This window comes from Bradyrhizobium sp. Pha-3 (assembly GCF_042258615.1).
Lineage (GTDB): Bacteria > Pseudomonadota > Alphaproteobacteria > Rhizobiales > Xanthobacteraceae > Bradyrhizobium.
Genome location: NZ_CP170152.1, coordinates 4,204,324 through 4,221,943 on the forward strand (window position 1 = coordinate 4,204,324; position 17,620 = coordinate 4,221,943).

At 65.0% G+C, this 17,620-nt stretch carries 14 protein-coding genes; 11 read left to right on the forward strand and 3 right to left on the reverse strand.

Annotated features, from left to right (window positions below):
- Nucleotides 1-186 precede the first annotated feature (186 nt).
- The 4 genes from gcl to ACE10Z_RS19900 all read left to right on the forward strand — a co-directional run bounded on the left by gcl (nt 187) and on the right by ACE10Z_RS19900 (nt 5,556).
- Nucleotides 187-1,974 carry a glyoxylate carboligase gene (gene gcl / locus ACE10Z_RS19885; RefSeq protein WP_375789417.1) on the forward strand — a complete coding sequence of 596 codons (1,788 nt, stop codon included), beginning with the start codon at nt 187-189 and terminating at the stop codon, nt 1,972-1,974.
- 39 nt (nt 1,975-2,013) lie between these two features.
- The gene (gene hyi, locus ACE10Z_RS19890; protein WP_375789418.1) at nt 2,014-2,799 is read left to right on the forward strand and encodes a hydroxypyruvate isomerase; all 786 of its coding nucleotides are present in this window, start codon (nt 2,014-2,016) and stop codon (nt 2,797-2,799) included.
- 125 nt (nt 2,800-2,924) lie between these two features.
- Nucleotides 2,925-3,812, forward strand: coding sequence for a 2-hydroxy-3-oxopropionate reductase (locus ACE10Z_RS19895; RefSeq protein ID WP_375789419.1), 888 nt, complete (start codon nt 2,925-2,927; stop codon nt 3,810-3,812).
- Nucleotides 3,813-3,963: 151 nt separating this feature from the next.
- Nucleotides 3,964-5,556 carry a gamma-glutamyltransferase family protein gene (locus tag ACE10Z_RS19900; protein ID WP_375789420.1) on the forward strand — a complete coding sequence of 531 codons (1,593 nt, stop codon included), beginning with the start codon at nt 3,964-3,966 and terminating at the stop codon, nt 5,554-5,556.
- 50 nt (nt 5,557-5,606) lie between these two features.
- Here the strand turns inward: ACE10Z_RS19900 and ACE10Z_RS19905 are convergent, their stop codons facing one another.
- The 3 genes from ACE10Z_RS19905 to ACE10Z_RS19915 all read right to left on the reverse strand — a co-directional run bounded on the left by ACE10Z_RS19905 (nt 5,607) and on the right by ACE10Z_RS19915 (nt 8,708).
- Nucleotides 5,607-6,344, reverse strand: coding sequence for a TetR/AcrR family transcriptional regulator (locus ACE10Z_RS19905; protein ID WP_375789421.1), 738 nt, complete (start codon nt 6,342-6,344; stop codon nt 5,607-5,609).
- 142 nt (nt 6,345-6,486) lie between these two features.
- Complete coding sequence (locus tag ACE10Z_RS19910) at nt 6,487-7,707, reverse strand: amidohydrolase family protein (RefSeq protein WP_375789422.1); 1,221 nt, start codon at nt 7,705-7,707, stop codon at nt 6,487-6,489.
- Between the two features lie 17 nt (nt 7,708-7,724).
- A complete protein-coding gene (locus ACE10Z_RS19915; protein WP_375789423.1) occupies nt 7,725-8,708 on the reverse strand; it encodes a polysaccharide deacetylase family protein in 984 nt (327 codons plus the stop codon).
- Between the two features lie 142 nt (nt 8,709-8,850).
- Here ACE10Z_RS19915 and ACE10Z_RS19920 point away from each other — a divergent pair, with 142 nt between their 5' ends.
- The 7 genes from ACE10Z_RS19920 (at nt 8,851) to fdrA (ending at nt 17,618) form a co-directional block, all read left to right on the forward strand.
- Entirely contained in the window at nt 8,851-10,053 is a 1,203-nt protein-coding gene (locus tag ACE10Z_RS19920; RefSeq protein WP_375789424.1) for an ABC transporter substrate-binding protein, read from the forward strand.
- A gap of 40 nt (nt 10,054-10,093) precedes the next feature.
- Nucleotides 10,094-10,969, forward strand: coding sequence for a branched-chain amino acid ABC transporter permease (locus tag ACE10Z_RS19925; protein WP_375789425.1), 876 nt, complete (start codon nt 10,094-10,096; stop codon nt 10,967-10,969).
- Nucleotides 10,966-13,500, forward strand: a complete 2,535-nt coding sequence (locus tag ACE10Z_RS19930) for an ATP-binding cassette domain-containing protein (protein ID WP_375789426.1) — start codon at nt 10,966-10,968, stop codon at nt 13,498-13,500. The genes ACE10Z_RS19925 and ACE10Z_RS19930 overlap by 4 nt, the downstream gene beginning before the upstream one ends.
- A 178-nt stretch (nt 13,501-13,678) precedes the next feature.
- Nucleotides 13,679-14,458, forward strand: a complete 780-nt coding sequence (locus ACE10Z_RS19935) for a DUF2877 domain-containing protein (protein ID WP_375789427.1) — start codon at nt 13,679-13,681, stop codon at nt 14,456-14,458.
- A gap of 205 nt (nt 14,459-14,663) precedes the next feature.
- Complete coding sequence (locus tag ACE10Z_RS19940) at nt 14,664-14,852, forward strand: hypothetical protein (protein WP_050404632.1); 189 nt, start codon at nt 14,664-14,666, stop codon at nt 14,850-14,852.
- A 10-nt stretch (nt 14,853-14,862) separates the two neighbouring features.
- On the forward strand, nt 14,863-16,113 hold the full coding sequence (locus ACE10Z_RS19945) for a DUF1116 domain-containing protein (protein WP_375789428.1): 1,251 nt from the start codon (nt 14,863-14,865) through the stop codon (nt 16,111-16,113).
- On the forward strand, nt 16,110-17,618 hold the full coding sequence (gene fdrA, locus ACE10Z_RS19950; RefSeq protein ID WP_375789429.1) for an acyl-CoA synthetase FdrA: 1,509 nt from the start codon (nt 16,110-16,112) through the stop codon (nt 17,616-17,618). The genes ACE10Z_RS19945 and fdrA overlap by 4 nt, the downstream gene beginning before the upstream one ends.
- Nucleotides 17,619-17,620: the final 2 nt, after the last annotated feature.

A 17,620-nucleotide genomic window follows, 5' to 3' on the forward strand; every position in this document is an offset into this window, starting at 1 on the left:
ACACGGCCTGCTGTCGTTCTCGTCCTTGCCGGTTTCCACGCTTGTGTGCGTGCTAATCACTTGGAGACACGCGTGAAATCGCGAGCGCTGCCACTGTGCGGAAAATCTAATCGATTGCGTTGAGATCGATGATCGCGGGCCTGATGATCATGCTCAGGCCAACTCATAGCGAAGCGGGATCATCAGATGAAGATGCGAGCAATCGATGCAGCAGTGCGCATTCTCCAGCGCGAGGGGATCACCTGCGCTTTCGGCGTTCCCGGCGCCGCGATCAACCCGCTTTACTCCGCGCTGAAGCGCAACGGCTCGATCCGGCACATTCTGGCGCGCCACGTCGAAGGCGCCTCGCATATGGCGGAGGGCTATACCAGGGCGAAGGCGGGCAATATCGGCGTTTGCATTGGCACATCGGGCCCTGCCGGAACCGACATGATCACCGGGCTCTATTCGGCGATCGCGGATTCGATTCCGATCCTCTGCATCACCGGTCAGGCGCCGCGGGCGCGGCTCTACAAGGAAGATTTCCAGGCCGTCGACATCGAGGCGATCGCAAAGCCGGTGACGAAATGGGCCGTCACCGTGCGCGAGCCGGCGCTGGTGCCCCGCGTCTTCAGCCAGGCTTTCCATATCATGCGTTCGGGCCGGCCGGGGCCGGTGCTGATCGATCTTCCGCTTGATGTGCAACTGGCCGAGATCGAGTTCGACGACGAGACCTATTCGCCGCTGCCGGTCTACAAGCCGACGGCGACACGCAAGCAGATCGAGAAGGCGCTCGAAATGCTCAACGCCGCGGAGCGGCCGCTGATCGTGGCCGGTGGCGGCGTGATCAACGCCGATGCATCCGAGTTGCTGGTCGCATTCGCCGAAGCGGTCAACGTTCCGGTCGTCCCGACGCTGATGGCGTGGGGCGCCATTCCGGACGATCACGCGCTGATGGCCGGCATGGTCGGCTTGCAGACCAGCCATCGCTACGCCAACGCCACGATGCTCGAATCCGATTTCGTGCTCGGTATCGGAAACCGTTGGGCCAACCGGCATACCGGTTCGGTCGAGACCTACACCAAGGGCCGCAAATTCGTCCATGTCGACATCGAGCCGACCCAGATCGGACGGGTCTTCAATCCGGACCTCGGTATCGTGTCGGACGCCAAGGCCGCATTGGAGATGTTCGTGACCGTCGCCCGGGAGTGGCGGAAGTCCGGCAAGCTGCGCGATCGGCAGGCCTGGCCGGCAGCCTGTCGCGACCGCAAGCGCTCGATGCTGCGCAAGAGCCATTTCGACAACGTCCCGATCAAGCCGCAGCGCGTCTACGAGGAGATGAACAAGGCGTTCGGCCGCGACACCTGCTACGTGACGGTGATCGGATTGTCGCAGATCGCGGGTGCCCAGTTCCTCAACGTCTATCAGCCGCGCAACTGGATCAACGCCGGGCAGGCCGGTCCGCTCGGTTGGACACTGCCCGCCGCGCTCGGCGTGCGCGCCGCCGATCCCGACCGCGACATCGTCGCGCTGTCGGGTGATTACGACTTCCAGTTCCTGATCGAGGAACTCGCCGTCGGGGCGCAGTTCAATCTGCCCTACATCCACGTCGTCGTGAACAATTCATATCTCGGGCTGATCCGGCAGGCGCAGCGCGGCTTCGACATGGATTATCACGTCCAGCTCTCGTTCGAGAACATCAACGCGCCCGAGATCGGCGCCTACGGTGTCGACCATGTGACGGTCGCGGAGGGGCTCGGCTGCAAGGCGATCCGTGTGACGGATCCGAACGACGCACAGGCCGCGTTCGCGACCGCGCGCGAGCTGATGGCGAAGCACCGGGTGCCCGTGGTGGTGGAGTTCATTCTCGAGCGGGTCACCAATATCGCGATGGGAACGGAGATCGACAACATCGTCGAATTCGAGGAGGTGCTCGATCTCCCGCTCGATGACGTGCCGAGCGCACAACGATCCGGCACGCTGTTGCCGGCCTGACCACATCATTCAGCGCTGCCTCAAGCGGAGATACCACCCGTGCCTCAATTTGCCGCCAACCTCACCATGCTCTTCAACGAGCTGCCGTTCCTCGATCGGTTCGCCGCCGCCAAGGCCGCCGGCTTCAACGCAGTCGAATATCTTTTTCCCTATGACTTCGAAAAGGGCGCGTTGCGCGAGGAGTTGGCGCGCTGCGGGTTGACCCAGGTGCTACACAACCTTCCGGCCGGCAATTGGGCCGCCGGCGAGCGGGGCATCGCGATCCTGCGCAATCGGGTCGATGAATTTCGCGACGGCGTGACGCGCGCGATCGACTATGCGAAGGCGCTGGATTGCCGGCAACTGAACTGCCTCGTCGGCATCGCTCCTGCCGGCGCGGACGCGGCAGACCTGCGCGAGACCCTGGTGTCCAATCTGCGTTTCGCCGCCGCAGCCCTCGGCCAGCATGGCATCAAGCTCCTGATCGAGCCGATCAACACACTCGATATTCCCGGCTTCTTCCTGAGCGGGACGGAACAGGCAGTGCAGCTCATGTCCGACGTGGGCTCATCCAACCTGTTCATCCAGTACGACATCTATCACATGCAGATCATGGAAGGTGATCTGGCGCGAACCCTGCAAAAGCATCTCGACCGGATCGCGCATGTCCAGCTCGCCGACAATCCTGGCCGTTACGAGCCGGGGACCGGCGAGATCAACTATCCCTATTTGTTCAAGCATCTCGACAGCATCGGATATCGCGGCTGGATCGGATGCGAATACAAGCCGCGGACGACCACGCTCGAGAGCCTCGCCTGGCACGCCGCGCAGACCTTCGTGACCTAGAGCTCTTCCGTTCCGATCGAATCGGAACCGAGCTCTCGATTTTGTTTTTGACGCGTTTTCTTCATGCGAAGCGGTATCCGCTTCGCTGGAAAACATCCTAATCCGGCTGACAGGAGCGACGACACATGAAAGACATAGGATTCATCGGGCTCGGCACCATGGGACGTCCGATGGCGAGCCACCTCCTGGCTGCGGGCTATCGCCTGTTCCTGCACGACGTCGCACCTCTTCCGCCGGACCTGATTACGGCCGGCGGCATCGCTTGCGAGTCCGCGAGGCAAGTGGCGCAGGAAGCGGACGCCGTGATCATCATGGTGCCGGATACGCCGCATGTGGAAGCCGTCCTGTTCGGTCAGGGCGGCGTCGCGGAGGGCGTCTCCAAAGGCATGATCGTGGTCGATATGAGCTCGATCTCGCCGCTGGCGACGAAGGAGTTTGCACGCAAGATCGATGCGCTCGGAGCCGACTATCTCGACGCGCCGGTTTCCGGCGGCGAGGTGGGCGCAAAGGTGGCAAGCCTGACCATCATGGTTGGCGGGCGAGAGCGGGCATTCAACGCGATGAAGCCTCTGTTCGACGCGATGGGGAAGAATGTCACGCATGTCGGCGGCAATGGCGACGGCCAGACCACCAAGGTTGCGAACCAGATCATCGTGGCACTGACCATCGAGGCGGTGAGCGAAGCCCTGCTGTTCGCGTCCAAGGCGGGCGCCGATCCTGCGCTGGTGCGCAAGGCGCTGATGGGCGGCTTTGCCTCGTCCCGGATCCTTGAAGTGCACGGCGAGCGCATGCTGAAGCGCAATTTCGATCCGGGCTTTCGCATCGAGCTGCATCAAAAGGATCTCAACCTCGCACTGGAAGGCGCGCGGGCGCTCGGCTTGTCGCTGCCGGGGACAGCAGCAGCCCAGCAGCTGTTCAACGCCTGCACCGCCCTCGGCGGCAAGGCCTGGGACCATTCCGCAATTCTGAGGGCGCTGGAAGTCATGGCGGGCCACGAGGTGGCGGCTGCCTGAGCTTCATGCAATGATCACGGTGCCGAACTTCAATGGCCAGCCCTGATGACGAGGTCGACGGCCCGGCACGCGTATCTCAAAGACCGATCTCTGGTGCCTTGACACGGTAAGTAAAAATATTATTACATACCGTGCTTGGGAGAGACGGCTGATGTTACAGACAAAACGAAGCTATGGCGGCATGGTGACCGCGCCGCACCACCTGGCGGCGCAGGCTGGACTCGCGGTCCTGTCGGAAGGTGGCAATGCCATTGAGGCGATGATCGCCGCGGCCGCGACGATTGCCGTGGCCTATCCGCACATGAACGGCCTCGGTGGCGACAGCTTCTGGCTGGTCGGCCGCGCCGGCTCGAAGCCGGTCGGGATTCAGGCTTGCGGACGTTCTGCGATGGCCGCGGATCGCGGCTGGTATCGTGAGCGTGGCTGCAGCAGCATTCCCGGCCGCGGCCCGCTCGCCGCGCTCACCGTCGCCGGTACCGTCGACGGCTGGCAGAAGGCCTATGAACTCAGCCGCGATCGTCATGACGGGCGGCTGCCGATGGCGCGGCTGCTCGAGCCCGCAATCCGGCATGCCGAAGAGGGCGTGGCCGTCACCAGCACGCTGCATGAGAACATCAGCAAGAAGCGTCATGAACTCGAAAACGTGCCCGGCTATGCCGAAGTTTATCTGCCGCAAGGCACCCCGCTCGCGGTCGGTGCGCGGCTGCGGCAGCCGCGTGTCGCCGAGACGTTGCGGCGTCTGGCCAAGGCCGGGCTGTCTGATTTCTATCGTGGCGAACTGGCGCGCTCGATGGCGGCCGACCTCGAGCGGGCCGGGAGCCCGCTGCGATTGGCAGATTTGGAGCGGCATCAGGCATCGCTGGTGACGCCGCTGTCGGTCGAGGTGTCCGGACACAAGGTCTTCAACATGCCCCCGCCGACGCAGGGGCTGGCCTCGCTGCTGATCCTGGCGCTTTATGCCCGGCGCATGGCCGAGGAAGCCGATGGCGTCGATCATCTGCACAGGCTCGTCGAATGCACGAAAGCTGCGTTCCGTATCCGCAATGGCCATGTGACCGATCCCGACTACATGAAGCGGCCGGCCGCCGAGTTCCTGTCGGAGGAATCGCTGGCTGCGCTTCACGAAACAGTATCCAACGGCCGCGCCACGCCGTGGCCCGATCCGTCCAAGCAGGGCGATACGGTGTGGCTTGCTGCGACCGATCGCAGCGGGCTCAGCGTCAGCTTCATTCAAAGCGTCTACTGGGAGTTTGGTTCGGGCGTCATCCTCCCCGAGAGCGGCGTCACCTGGCAAAATCGTGGAACGAGCTTCAGCCTCGGCGAGACCGATACCAATCGGCTGGATCCGGGACGGCTGCCGTTCCACACGATCCAGCCGGCGATGGCCGAACTCGGCGATGGGCGGCTGATATCCTTCGGCACGATGGGCGGAGAGGGCCAGCCGCAGACCCAGGCCGCCATCTTCAGCCGCTACGCCATGCACGGCCAGGAACTGCAGTCCGCGATTACGGCGCCGCGCTGGTTGCTCGGCCGCACCTGGGGCGAGGAAAACAACAATTTGAAGATCGAATCCCGTTTCGATCCCGCGATCATCGATCGGCTGCGCGCGCTCGGCCACGACATTCAGGTGACCGGTCCGTTCGAGGAGATCATGGGACACGCCGGCGCGATCGTTTGGCATCCGGATGGCCTGATGGAAGGGGCCAGCGATCCGCGCAGCGACGGCGTCGTTGCGACCCGCTGAGGCATTCCCGGCGCATGATCCGCACGATACCGCGTCGTGCGGCTGACCTCTTAGCGGGACGGCTTGCCGAGCCGCGCCGTCGCCTTCGATGCTGCTGACTTGTCCTTGCGTGCCCCGGCAGGGGCCGTCAGCCAGGTCAGGATCATGTCCTGCGCATGCTCGCGGCGCCGCTCAAGCCAGTCCGATGCGCCGAGATCCTTGTCGAACATCGCCGACAATGTGTACCGATTGGAGACGTGGAAATAGCTCATCGCAGTGATTGAGACGTAGAGCTGGATGGGATCGACGTCAGCGCGAAACAGGCCCGCCGCCATGCCGCGCCGCAGAATGCTTTCGATGCTTGCGACCAGCGGCAAAGTGAGATCGGCAATCTTGCGCGACTTGCGCATATTGCGCCCGCGCTGAAGGTTCTCGGTGTTGATCAGCGCGATGTAGTTCTGGTGCTGCCCGAAGAACGTGAACGTGAAATCGATCAGCCCGCTCATTGCGGCGATCGGTTCGAGATCATCCAGTTTCAGCCGCTGTTCGGCCGCGCGAATTTCGGTGTAGACGTCCTCGAGGACCGCGATGTAGAGCCCGTTCTTGTCGCCGAAATAGGCGTAGAGCAGGCGCATGTTGGCCTTGGCGCGCTGCGCAATCGCCTCGACGCGTGCGCCGCCGAGGCCATTGTGGCAAAACTCGAAGGTCGCGGCGCGCAGGATCGCTTCCTTGGTGAGCGCGGAGTCGCGAGGCCGCTTTCCGCGCGTGGTGGTGCGGGTCGGGCTGGTCTGTGCTGTCGTCTCTGTCACGGCGTCAACCTTGCCTGGGCTCGGGTATTCACGCAAGGCACGTCCGCATCAGGCCTCATCGGGCAGCGGACCGGTTCCCGGCGCAAGCAGCTGGGATTGAGATCGGCATTACGACTGTTCGTCAAGTGCGATTCCTCCATGTTCACTGCTTCCGGGCACCGGCCGCAACCATCACGCCACCCTGCGCGACGAGTCGGCCGGCCTTGTAGACATCGCGTGGCTTGGGACGAGCGACCACGGCTTCCTGGACATGCCGCGCGTCCAGCACGACGAAATCCGCCGTTCCGCCGACGGTGAGGCCGTAATCCTTGAGGCCAAGCGCGCGCGCTGCGTTGGTCGTCACCATGTCAAAGGCCGCGGCCAATTGATCGTCCGTGTTGAACCCGGAGCGGTAGCCGACCATCATTGCGCGTTCGAGCAGGTCGCCGTCGCCGTAAGGCCACCAGGAATCGCGGATGTTGTCGTTGCCGGAAAACACGGTGACGCCGGCATCGCGAAGCAGCAACACGGGCGGAAATGAGCGCGCGCCCGGGGCATTGGTGAGAATGGCGACGCCGGCTTCGGCAAGTTGCTGCGCAGTACGTTGAGCCACGTCAACAGCCACTTCGCCGAGCGCATAGGCATGACTGATCGTGACCTTGCCGCCAAGGCCCGACGCTTTGGTCCGCCGCGCGATCTCCTCGATCTCCGAGATGCCCTGCAGGCCGCCGTCATGCAGGTGAATGTCGATGCCGACGCCGTGCCGCTCGGCGATCCCGAAGATGACGTCGAGATGCCCGGCGACGTCACCGTCATGGCCTGCGGGATCAAGTCCGCCGACCAGATCGGCGCCGGCACGAACGGCTTCCTCAAGCAATTTGGCCGTTCCGGGCGATGTCAGGATGCCGCTCTGGGGAAACGCGACGATCTGGATCGAAAGCTTGTCCCGGTGCGCCTCCCGCGCGGCGGCGATCGGTTCGAAATGTCGCAGGCCGACCTCGGCGTCGACATCCACATGGCTGCGCATGTGAGTGGTGCCCTGCGAGACGCAAAGGTCGATCAGGGCCGCTGCTCGAGCTGCGATCGGCTTGGCGCCGGCCAGGGCTTCCTTCTCGAATTTGACGCGCTCTCGGACGTCGAATCCGGCGGTGCAGGGCCGGTGTGGCTTCCAGTCGTCGCCGATGAAGCATTTGTCCAGGTGGATGTGACCTTCGACCATGCCGGGAAGCACCAGGCGCCGGCCAAGGTCGCGGCTTTCGCCGACGGCGCTGTAGCTTTGCGGGGACGACGCGATCGCCACGATCTTGCCGCCGCCCACGGCGATTTCGACCAGCTGGCCGTCGGTCAGCCGCGCGTTCTGAAAGAGTGTATCGATGGCTGTCAATTTGGCTCTCCAGTTTCTTATGTAGGCACGATGCCGTCGGGCAGGGCGCGCGAAAATGCCGCGATCTCGCCAGTAGTGGTGATCCAGATGTCCTCGCGCCGTGAGACGATCGCCTGCAGGGCGCGTCGCAGCGGCCGCAGCCGGTGGGGCTGGCCGACCAGGTACGGATGCAGCGCGATGCCCATCACCAGCGACTGCTTGGCGGACTGCGCCAGCATCTCCTCGAATGTGTCCGTGATCATGGTCGCAAACTGTTCGCCGCTGTCCTTGCGTCCGACAATCGAGGGGATGTCGTTCAGTTCCTGTGGATAGGGGACGGACAGGATCCGCCCGCCACCCCTCGTCGCGAACCACACCGGCTGATCGTCCATGCACCAGTCGAGCAGGTATTCGTAGCCCGCTTCGGCGAGAAGGTCCGGCGTCACCGCGGATTGCGAGATCCAGGGACCGAGCCAGCCGAGCGGTCGTCGTCCTTCGGCTCGCGCGATGACATCCGTCGCCTCCGCGATCAGTTGCTGCTCCTCGGCAGGTGAGAGCACGCCTTGACGTTCGGAATTGGTCCGTCCATGGCCGACGACCTCGTCGCCGCGCGCGCGAAAGGCGTCCATGACTTCCGGGCAGTAGTGATAGATGCTGCTGTTCGCGAGCACGGAGACCGGCAGTTTCAGCTGGTCGAACAGATCGATGAGCCGCCACACGCCGACCCGGTTGCCATAATCGCGCCAGGCGTAATTGAGGACGTCCGGATGTGGACCGCCCGGGCAGAGTTCGGCGCCAAGTCCGTCGCCGAAAGCGAAATGCTCGAGGTTGAGCGCGATGTAAACCGCGAGCCGCTTTCCGTTCGGCCATACGAAGTCGGGGCGGCGCGTGATCGCGCTGTAGCTGTAGCGGTCATGAGAGATGAGACCGCGCGCTGGATCCACCGCTTGCGCGGATGTTGCACCGCCGAGAATGCCATTTGAGGTGGCTCGCTCCGGTTCCGCTCCAGTCTCCCGTTGCATTGCAATCTCCACTCGGCACGCGATCAGCCGCTTGACATTCGTCAATTTGTGAAGAAAGTTTTTACTTCCGTCAAGGCCGCGGAGACGGCGGCAGCGGACCAGAGGCGGCTGCGGAGCCGTCGGAGCGGGAGGAATTGCAGAAATGAGCTACGCTTGTACCCCCATCACCGGGTTGTGCCGCCGCGTCGTCTTGCAGGGCGCGCTCGCCATTCTCATCGGCTCTGTGCCGCTTGCGGACCGGGCGCGGGCCGCCGAGCCGATCAAGATCGGCCTCGTCACCGCGCTGTCGGGCCAGTCGGCGCGCGCCGGCGAAGCGTTGACCCGCGGCGCCACGATCGCGATCGAGGAGATCAACGCGAAAGGCGGCGTGCTCGGCCGTCCGCTGGAGCTGGTGCGCCGTGACGATGAAAGCAATCCCGCGAAGGGACTGACCGCCGCGCGCGAACTGATCCAGCGCGAGAAGGTCGCGGTGCTGCTCGGCGGTCTCGATACGCCGGTCCAGCTTGCGATCGTGCCGTTCGTCAACAACGTCAAGATGCCGTTCGTCGTGCCATGGGCGGCCGGCACCAACATCACGCAGAACGGCGCCGCGTCCAACTACGTGTTCCGCGTCTCGGCGATGGACGACGAGGTCGACAAGGCGATCGTCGCGTTCGCCGGCAAGACCTTCGCCGCCAAGAAGCCGGGCCTCATCCTCGTCAACAATCCCTGGGGCGAATCGAACGAGCACGGCCTGCGCGTGGCGCTGAAGGCGGCCGGGATCGAACCGGCGGGTGTCGAGAAGTTCGAGGCGAATGATGTCGACGTGGTCGCGCAATTGTCCCGGCTCAAGCAGGCGGGTGCCGACTCCCTGTTCCTGGTTGGCAATGTCGGTCCATCCTCGCAGGTCGTGAAGTCGCTCGACCGGATGGGCTGGGCGCCGCCGATCGTGTCGCATTGGGGACCGGCCGGCGGCCGCTTCACCGAGCTCGCCGGGCCGAGTGCCGAGAGCGTCGTCTTCGTCCAGACCTACAGCTTTTTCGGCAACCTCTCGCCGGTCGGCAAGCGCGTGCTCGCCGAGCTGCAGGCGAAGTATCCGGACATCAAGGGCCCGGCGGACGTGACGCCTGCGGTCGGCTTTGCCAACGCTTATGACAGCGTCCTGGTGATCGCGGCCGCGATCCAGAAGGCCGGCAGCACTGATCCGACGGCCATCCGTGACGGCTTCTATGGAATCGACCGGCTGGAGGGTCTGATCAAGACCTATGAAAAGCCGTTCGCCCAGGACAAGCACGATGCGCTGACGGCGCAGGACTACATCTGGGCCCACTTCGAAGACAACCACATCCTGCCGTTCAAGAACTGACGGCAGCGGTCGTCCAGCAAGCAGATCGGGGTGATCATCGATGTCGTTTCTTTCGGCGATAATAACCGGAATGGCGCTGGGGAGCATGTACGGTCTGCTCGCGCTGGGCTTTCACGTCACTTACGCCGTGTCCGGCACGGTCAACTTCTCGCAGGGCAGCTCGATGACCCTGGGAGCCGTTGCCGGATACTTCTTCCTCGTCGTGTGGGGCTGGCCGGCCGCGATCGGCATCCCCGCGGTGTTGCTGGTCTGCGCGGTTTACGGCGTTCTGATTGAACGCTTCGCGGTTCGTCCGTTCGTGCTGCGCGGGTCGGACAACTGGCTGATGGCGACCGTCGCGGTCGGCATCATCGTCGACAATGTGATGCTGTTCGTGTTCGGCAAGGAGCCGCGCAGCTTCCCGTCGATGCTCGCGGCCAAGCCGATCCAGATCGTGGAGGGGGCAGGGGTCTATCCCCTGCAACTCCTGATTCCGGTGGTTGGCCTGTTGCTCGCGCTGGCGCTGCATCTGATCACTCGCCGCACGCGGCATGGCGTCGCGATGCTTGCGGTGGTGCAGAATCCCAATGCCGCGCGGCTGATGGGCATCAATGTCAGCGGCGCCATCGCCGCGAGCTACGCGGTGTCGGCCATGCTGGCGGGCGTCGCCGCGCTGCTGATCGCGCCGCTGTTCAATGTCTCGTCCGAGATGGGCACGCTGTTCGGCATCAAGGCGTTCGCCGCCGCGATCATCGGCGGTCTCGCCAGCGCCTGGGGCGTCATGCTGGCCGGATTGTGCCTTGGCCTGATCGAGGTGCTCGCGACCAACTATCTCGGCTCGGTCTACACCCAGATCATCACGTTCGCTTCCGTCATCGTCATCCTCGTCGTCATGCCGCACGGGCTGCTCGGCCGAGCTGGAGTTAAGAAGGTATGACCTCTCGCGCCTCCCTTCTCGTCGCGGTCGCAGCGTTCGCGATTGCCATCGGCTACGCCGCGGTCGCGGACAGCTATTCGGTGTTCCTGATCGCGACGATTTCGCTGACGGCGATCGGCTGTATCGGCCTCAACGTCCTGCTCGGCCTCGCGGGCCAGATCTCGCTCGGCCATATCGGCTTCATGGCGATCGGTGCGTACACCACCGTACTGCTGATGGAGAAGGCGGGCTGGCCCTACCTCGCCGCGACGGCGGGGGCCATCGTGCTGGTCAGCATCGTCGGCGGGTTGCTCGCGATGCCGGCGCTGCGCGTGCGCGGGCCGTATCTGGCGATGGTGACGATTGCCTTCGGCTTCATCGTCGAGCATGTCACGATCGAGTGGCGCGATCTCACCGGCGGCGGCAACGGCCTGATGCTGAGCGCGCCGCCCAGCGTGTTCGGCTATACGCTGTCCGAGCGTTCGCTTGCCATTGCCGGCATCGTGCTGGTGTTTGCCGGCCTCATCCTGTTCGCGCGCCTGAAGCGCAGCGGCTGGGGCTATGCCATGCGTGCCGCCCGCGACACCGAGGTCGCGACGCGCTCGCTCGGCATCGATCTGGTGCAGGTCCGCGCCGTGGCCTTCGTGATCTCGGCGGCCGCGATGGCGCTGGCCGGCGCGCTGTTTGCGCCGCTGCAGGGCTATATCAGCCCGAGCTCGTTCCCGTTCCTGCAATCAGTGCTGCTGTTGTTCGCCGTGATGGTCGGCGGCGCCGGCTCGGTGCTTGGCCCGGTGATCGGCGCAGCGCTGGTGGTGCTGCTGCCGGAGGCGCTGTCGGATCTCGCCGAGTATCGCCTGCTGGCCTTCGGCGTCCTGCTGTTCGTCGTGCTGCGCGCCGCGCCTTCCGGCATCGTCGGCCTCGTGGAGCAGCTCGCCGCAAGAGTCCTGCCGGCGCGCAAGCCGGTGGCCGAGCCCGCGATCGCCGCGGCGGAAACCAATGCGGCGATCCTCGAGACCCGCAACGCGGCGGGGCTCGACGTGACGGATCTCTCGATCTCGTTCGGCGGCGTACGCGCGGTCCAGGGCGTATCGTTCAAGGCGCTGCCCGGTGCCGTCACCAGCATCATCGGTCCCAACGGCGCCGGCAAGACCAGCGCGCTCAATCTGCTCTGCGGCTTCTACCGGCCGCAGGCGGGGACGGTGAAGCTCGGCGATCGCGATGTCACGGGCATGACGTCGCATTTGCTGGCGCGGGTCGGCGTGGCGCGCACGTTCCAGACCACGCAGCTGTTCGGCTCGCTCACGATCCTGGAGAACATCCTGCTGGCCGAGCGGGTCGGCCGTCTCGGCGGCGTTGTCTCGGCGCTGCGCAACGCCGAGACCGAGGGTTTTGCCCGGTTCCTGCTGCGCTTTACCGGTGTCGACGGCGATGTCGATCGTCTTGCGGATTCGCTGTCCCATGGCGAGAAGCGGCTGGTCGAGATCGCGCGCGCGCTGGCATTGCGGCCCCGCATCCTGCTGCTCGACGAGCCCGCGGCGGGCCTCTCGAAGGGCGACAAGCAGCGCCTGACCGCGCTGTTGCGCCGGATCGCCGACCTTGGGATCGCCGTCATCATCGTCGAGCATGACATGCCGATGATCATGTCGCTGAGCGATCTCATCGTCGTGCTCGACGGCGGCAAACGCATCGCGATCGGCGATGCGGCGGCGATCCGTAATGATCCGCTGGTCCGCAAAGCCTATCTTGGCGACGCCACGCCCGGCGAGAAGAGCCGCGCACCGCGGCCGGCGCGGCAGGGCACCGCGCTCGAGGTCAAGACGCTCGACTCGTTCTATGGCCTGTCGCGCGCCCTGAACGGGATCGATCTGGTGGTCGCTCCCGGCGAGGCGGTCGCGGTGCTCGGCGCGAACGGCGCCGGCAAGACCACCCTGATGCGGTCGATTGCCGGTCTCGAACCGCCGCGCTCCACGGGCGAAGTGCGGCTCGCCGAGACGCGCATCGACAGGATGCCCGCACATGTTCGTGCCCGCTCCGGCGTCGTGCTCGTGCCGGAAGGGCGGCAGGTGTTTCCGGAGCTGACGGTGAAGCAGAACCTGCAACTCGGCGCCTATGCGCGCAAGGGCATCGACCTCGATGCCGAGATCGAGGCGATGTTCGTGCGCTTCCCGCGGCTGAAGGAACGCATCGATCAGCGCGCCGGCCTGCTGTCGGGAGGCGAGCAGCAGATGCTCGCGGTGGCGCGCGGCCTCCTGACCGGGCCGAAGATCTACATGCTGGATGAGCCGTCGCTCGGGCTGGCGCCGCTCGTGGTCGATGAGCTGTTTGCGTCCTTCGAGCGGCTGCGGAGCGAGGGCATGACCATCATCGTGGTCGATCAGATGGCAGGCCACGCGCTCGCGCTGGCGGACCGGGCCTATCTGCTGGAGACCGGTGCGATCCTGAAGAGCGGCGCCGCCGACATCATCGCCGAGGATCCGCTGCTCGAAGCCGCCTATTTGGGCGGCGAGGCCCAGGCCGGCGCGACGCAACGGTTCGCGACCCAGGCACGTTGAGGGAGGCGAGGGGCGGATGTTGGTCGGAAGCCGCGAAGCTGACGGAAGGCAGCCGGGTCGCGTAAGCGCACAGGGCGAGCGGCGTCCCGGGCCCGCAGCGACGGTCTGTTCCGGTGTGGAAGTGGGGCTGCTTGCCGACAAGGCGCTTCGCGATCGCGCCGCGGGCCAGGTCGTCGCCGTGTTCGAACGTTCGTTCTACGCCGTGATCGACGGAATCTGGATCTGCGTTGGGCGGATCGGCATCGGATCGGGCCCGTTGCACGTGGTCGGCGACTTCCGATGGCCAGGATTGGCGGTCGGCGACCCCGTGCGGGTCGTGGACTCCATTCTGTGGATCGGAGCGACGCCGCTCGCAAATCTGGCCGAGCGGTCCATCTGGGCGCCGCCCGCTGCACCACACTGGTCGACGAGCAGCCTCAGGCGCGGCCTTGATGCCGTCGACGAGGTATGGGGCGGTGATCTGACTTCGGAAGGCCTCGCCGCGGTCGGGGCCGGACATGCTCCGGGCGAGGCGTCTGCGCTTGTTCGGGCTGCCATGCCTGGCCTTGCTGCACTGGAGCTAATCCTCGCAGGCTCGGATGACGATACGGATCGCGGGTCCGGGCTTGGCAGCCTGATCGGTCTCGGGCCGGGACTTACGCCGTCCGGCGACGATCTGATCGGCGGTGCGTTGATTGCGTTGGCGGCGCTCGGACGCATCGAAGCGCGCGACGCATTGTGGGAGCATTGCCGCGCGCTGCTCGACGGCACCAACGACATCAGCCGAATCCATTTGCGCGCGGCGGCGCTGGGTTACGGCGCGGCGGCACTGCACGCTGCCATCCACGCAACGATGAGCGGCGAGGCCGCCGGATTTCGTCGCGCCCTCACGGCTCTGACGGCGATCGGGCATACATCCGGACTGGATGCGTTTGCCGGCAGTCTGATCGTCCTGCGCCACGCCCTTCGCGAACGGTGACGCCGTTGCAGATCAAATTTCGAGTTCTCCCAGACTGCTCCGAACGAAGTTCGGAGCACTTTTTTTTAAGGCGGATTGCGCTTCGGCCGGTCCGCTGTTCGAGCGGATACGGAAATTCGCATTTTCCGGGAATTCGGTCTTGACGAAGTAAGTGTTTTCTTATTTACTCGACGCAACGAAACCGAACTCAATTAGGGCGGAGACGATGACGGATCAGGATAGGCCGCAGTATCAGCAGTTGCTGGCGCGCAAGGTCGAAGTCGTGAATGTCGGGCTTGAGGGGTTCGTGAAGGACCTTCGCGACTGCGGCATCGACGTCGTTCACGTCGACTGGAAGCCGTCGGCGGGTGGAGATCCGCAGATGGCGGCCCTGCTCGCGAAGCTCGGTGTGTGAGGGCGCACCGATGAAACTGATCGAAGACGCAAACCAGCAGGCGCTCACCCGGATACTCGAAGGGGAGCCGCGGCTGATCGACATCGTTCCCGCCCGCCAGTTGATCCCGGGCCTGCACGAACGGATGATCCTCCACGCCGGACCGCCGATCTCCTGGGACAGGATGTGCGGCCCGATGCGCGGCGCGGTCGCCGGCGCCATCGTATTCGAAGGATGGGCACAGGATCTGCCGACCGCGACCAAGCTCGCCGCCAGTGGCGAGATCGAATTTCACCCGAACCACCACTTCGGCGCAGTCGGCCCGATGACCGGCATGACGACGATGTCGATGCCGTTGTTCGTGGTCGAGAACGCGCGCTTCTCCAACCGCGCCTATTGCGCGATCAACGAGGGGCTCGGCAAGGTGATGCGCTTCGGCGGCAACGATGCGAGCGTGCTGAAGCGGCTCGCCTGGCTGCGCGACGTGTTCGGTCCAACTCTGGGCAAGGCGATCCGTGCCGCCGGCGGCATCGACCTGAAATCGATCGTCGCGCGGGGCTTGTCGATGGGCGACGAGCTGCATCAACGCAATCTCGCCTGTTCGAGCGTGTTCCTGCGCGAGATCGCGCCGTGGATGGCGCGGACTACGACCGACAACGCCGTTCTTGCCGAATGCCTCGCGTTCATCGGGCAGAACGATCAGTTCTTCCTCAACATCGCGATGGCGATGGGCAAGGCGATCACCGATCCTGCCAACGGCATTCGGGGTTCGACCATCGTCACCACCATGTGCCGCAACGGCACCGATTTCGGGATCCGTGTCAGCGGGCTCGGCGAGCAATGGTTCACCGCGCCGGTCGAAATGCCGGAGGGACTGTATTTCGCCGGCTATTCCGAGAAGGACGCCAATCCGGACATGGGCGATTCCGCGATCGTCGAGACGATCGGCCTGGGTGGATTCGCGATGGCGGCGGCACCGGCCGTCGCAGGTTTCGTGGGGGCCGGTGCGCCGTCCGAGGCCGGTAACTTCACCCGCTCGATGGGCGAGATCACGGTTGCGCAGAATCCCGAATGGACCATCGCCGCGATGGATTTCGCCGGCGTGCCGACCGGCATTGATATCCGCCTGGTCGTCGATTCCGGCGTGGTGCCCGTCATCAACACAGGCATCGCGCATCGCGAGCCCGGCATCGGCCAGGTCGGTGCCGGCGTGGTCAAGGCGCCGTTGGCGTGCTTCCAGCAGGCGATCGTCGCGATCGCCAAGGATTTGGGTGTGTCATGAACGTCGTTGTCCTGAATGAGGTCCGCAAGGGATTCTATCTCGACTCGGTCGCGCTGATGCGGCTGTCGCGCGAGGTGGCCGGCTCGCCCGGCGTGATCGAGGCGGCGCTGATGATGGGAACGCCGTCGAACGCTGCGATCATGCGCAATGCGGGACTGCTGGAGGAGGGCACTGCCGTGAAAGGCAATGACCTCGTGATCGCGGTCAAGGCCGAGTCCGAGTCCGCTGCCCGCGAAGCCCTCGACAATGCGATCAAGTCGCTCGACAAGCCGAAGACCCAGGGCGAGGCGCAGGCTGCCTGGCGGCCGCACTCGATCGCCGCTGCGGTGAAGGTCAGGCCGGAGATCAATCTTGCGCTGATCTCCGTTCCCGGCGAGTTCGCCGCCGCCGAGGCGCGCAAGGCGCTCAATCGCGGCCTGCATGTCCTGATGTTCAGCGACAACGTGTCCCTCGAGGACGAGTTGTCGCTCAAGCAGCAGGCGCGGGCGGCCGGCCTCCTGATGATGGGGCCGGATTGCGGAACGGCCGTGATCGGCGGCGCGCCGCTTGCGTTCGCCAACAAGATCAGGCGCGGCAGGATCGGAATCATCGGGGCGTCGGGGACCGGAACGCAGGAAGTCTCGTGCCTGATCTCGGAAGCCGGCGCGGGAATCTCTCACGCCATCGGGGTCGGCGGGCGCGATCTGAAGAAGGATATCGGCGGCATCACCACGCTGATGGCGATCGATGCATTCGAGTCCGATCCGGAAACCGATCATGTGGTGCTGATCTCGAAGCCGCCGCATCCTGACGTCGCCAGGTCCGTCCTTGAGCGGATCGGCAGAAGCAGGAAGTCGTACACCGTGTGTTTCATCGGTGCTTCGGAGACCGAGCTGCCGCCGAACGCGCGCTTCTCGCCGACGCTGAAGGGCGCCGCGGAGCTCGCACTGGGAGACCGGAAGATCGGCGCCGGCTTCGATGCGAACGCTGTCGCGTCACGGCTTGCGCGCAGCGGCCGAGGCGGGATCGAGGGTTTATTCGCCGGCGGAACGCTGTGTGCCGAAGCTCAGGTGATCCTCGCCGCCGCAGGCCGGAAGGTGGCGTCGAACGCCGCGATCCCCGGCGTGGTCAAGCTCGGCGTCGAGCCGAACGCCGGACGGGATCGGCTGATCGACCTCGGCGACGACGAATATACCCGTGGCCGGCCGCACCCGATGATCGACCCGTCAGTGCGCGACGATGCATTGCGTGCTGCGCTCAAGAACCGCGATCTTTCGGTGGTCCTGCTCGATCTTGTGCTCGGCTATGGCGCGCACGCCGATCCCGCCGAACATCTGACCAGGATCGTCGCCGATCGCGGGCAAGATGCGCCGGCGTTGATCGCGTCCGTCGTCGGCACGGAGCAGGACCCGCAAGGGCGCTCCGCGCAAGTCAGGAAACTGGAGCAGGCCGGAATCCTCGTTGCGCCGTCGAACGCGCAGGCATGTGAGCTTGCGGTTGCCATCGTCCAGAATGCCGGGAGGTAAGG

Coding starts and splice junctions, on each gene's coding strand:
- gcl (WP_375789417.1), top strand. CDS start 187: ATGAAGATGCGAGCAATCGATGCAGCAGTGCGCATTCTCCAGCGCGAG.
- ACE10Z_RS19895 (WP_375789419.1), top strand. CDS start 2,925: ATGAAAGACATAGGATTCATCGGGCTCGGCACCATGGGACGTCCGATG.
- ACE10Z_RS19900 (WP_375789420.1), top strand. CDS start 3,964: ATGTTACAGACAAAACGAAGCTATGGCGGCATGGTGACCGCGCCGCAC.
- ACE10Z_RS19915 (WP_375789423.1), bottom strand. CDS start 8,708: ATGCAACGGGAGACTGGAGCGGAACCGGAGCGAGCCACCTCAAATGGC.
- ACE10Z_RS19920 (WP_375789424.1), top strand. CDS start 8,851: ATGAGCTACGCTTGTACCCCCATCACCGGGTTGTGCCGCCGCGTCGTC.
- ACE10Z_RS19925 (WP_375789425.1), top strand. CDS start 10,094: ATGTCGTTTCTTTCGGCGATAATAACCGGAATGGCGCTGGGGAGCATG.
- ACE10Z_RS19930 (WP_375789426.1), top strand. CDS start 10,966: ATGACCTCTCGCGCCTCCCTTCTCGTCGCGGTCGCAGCGTTCGCGATT.
- ACE10Z_RS19940 (WP_050404632.1), top strand. CDS start 14,664: ATGACGGATCAGGATAGGCCGCAGTATCAGCAGTTGCTGGCGCGCAAG.
- ACE10Z_RS19945 (WP_375789428.1), top strand. CDS start 14,863: ATGAAACTGATCGAAGACGCAAACCAGCAGGCGCTCACCCGGATACTC.
- fdrA (WP_375789429.1), top strand. CDS start 16,110: ATGAACGTCGTTGTCCTGAATGAGGTCCGCAAGGGATTCTATCTCGAC.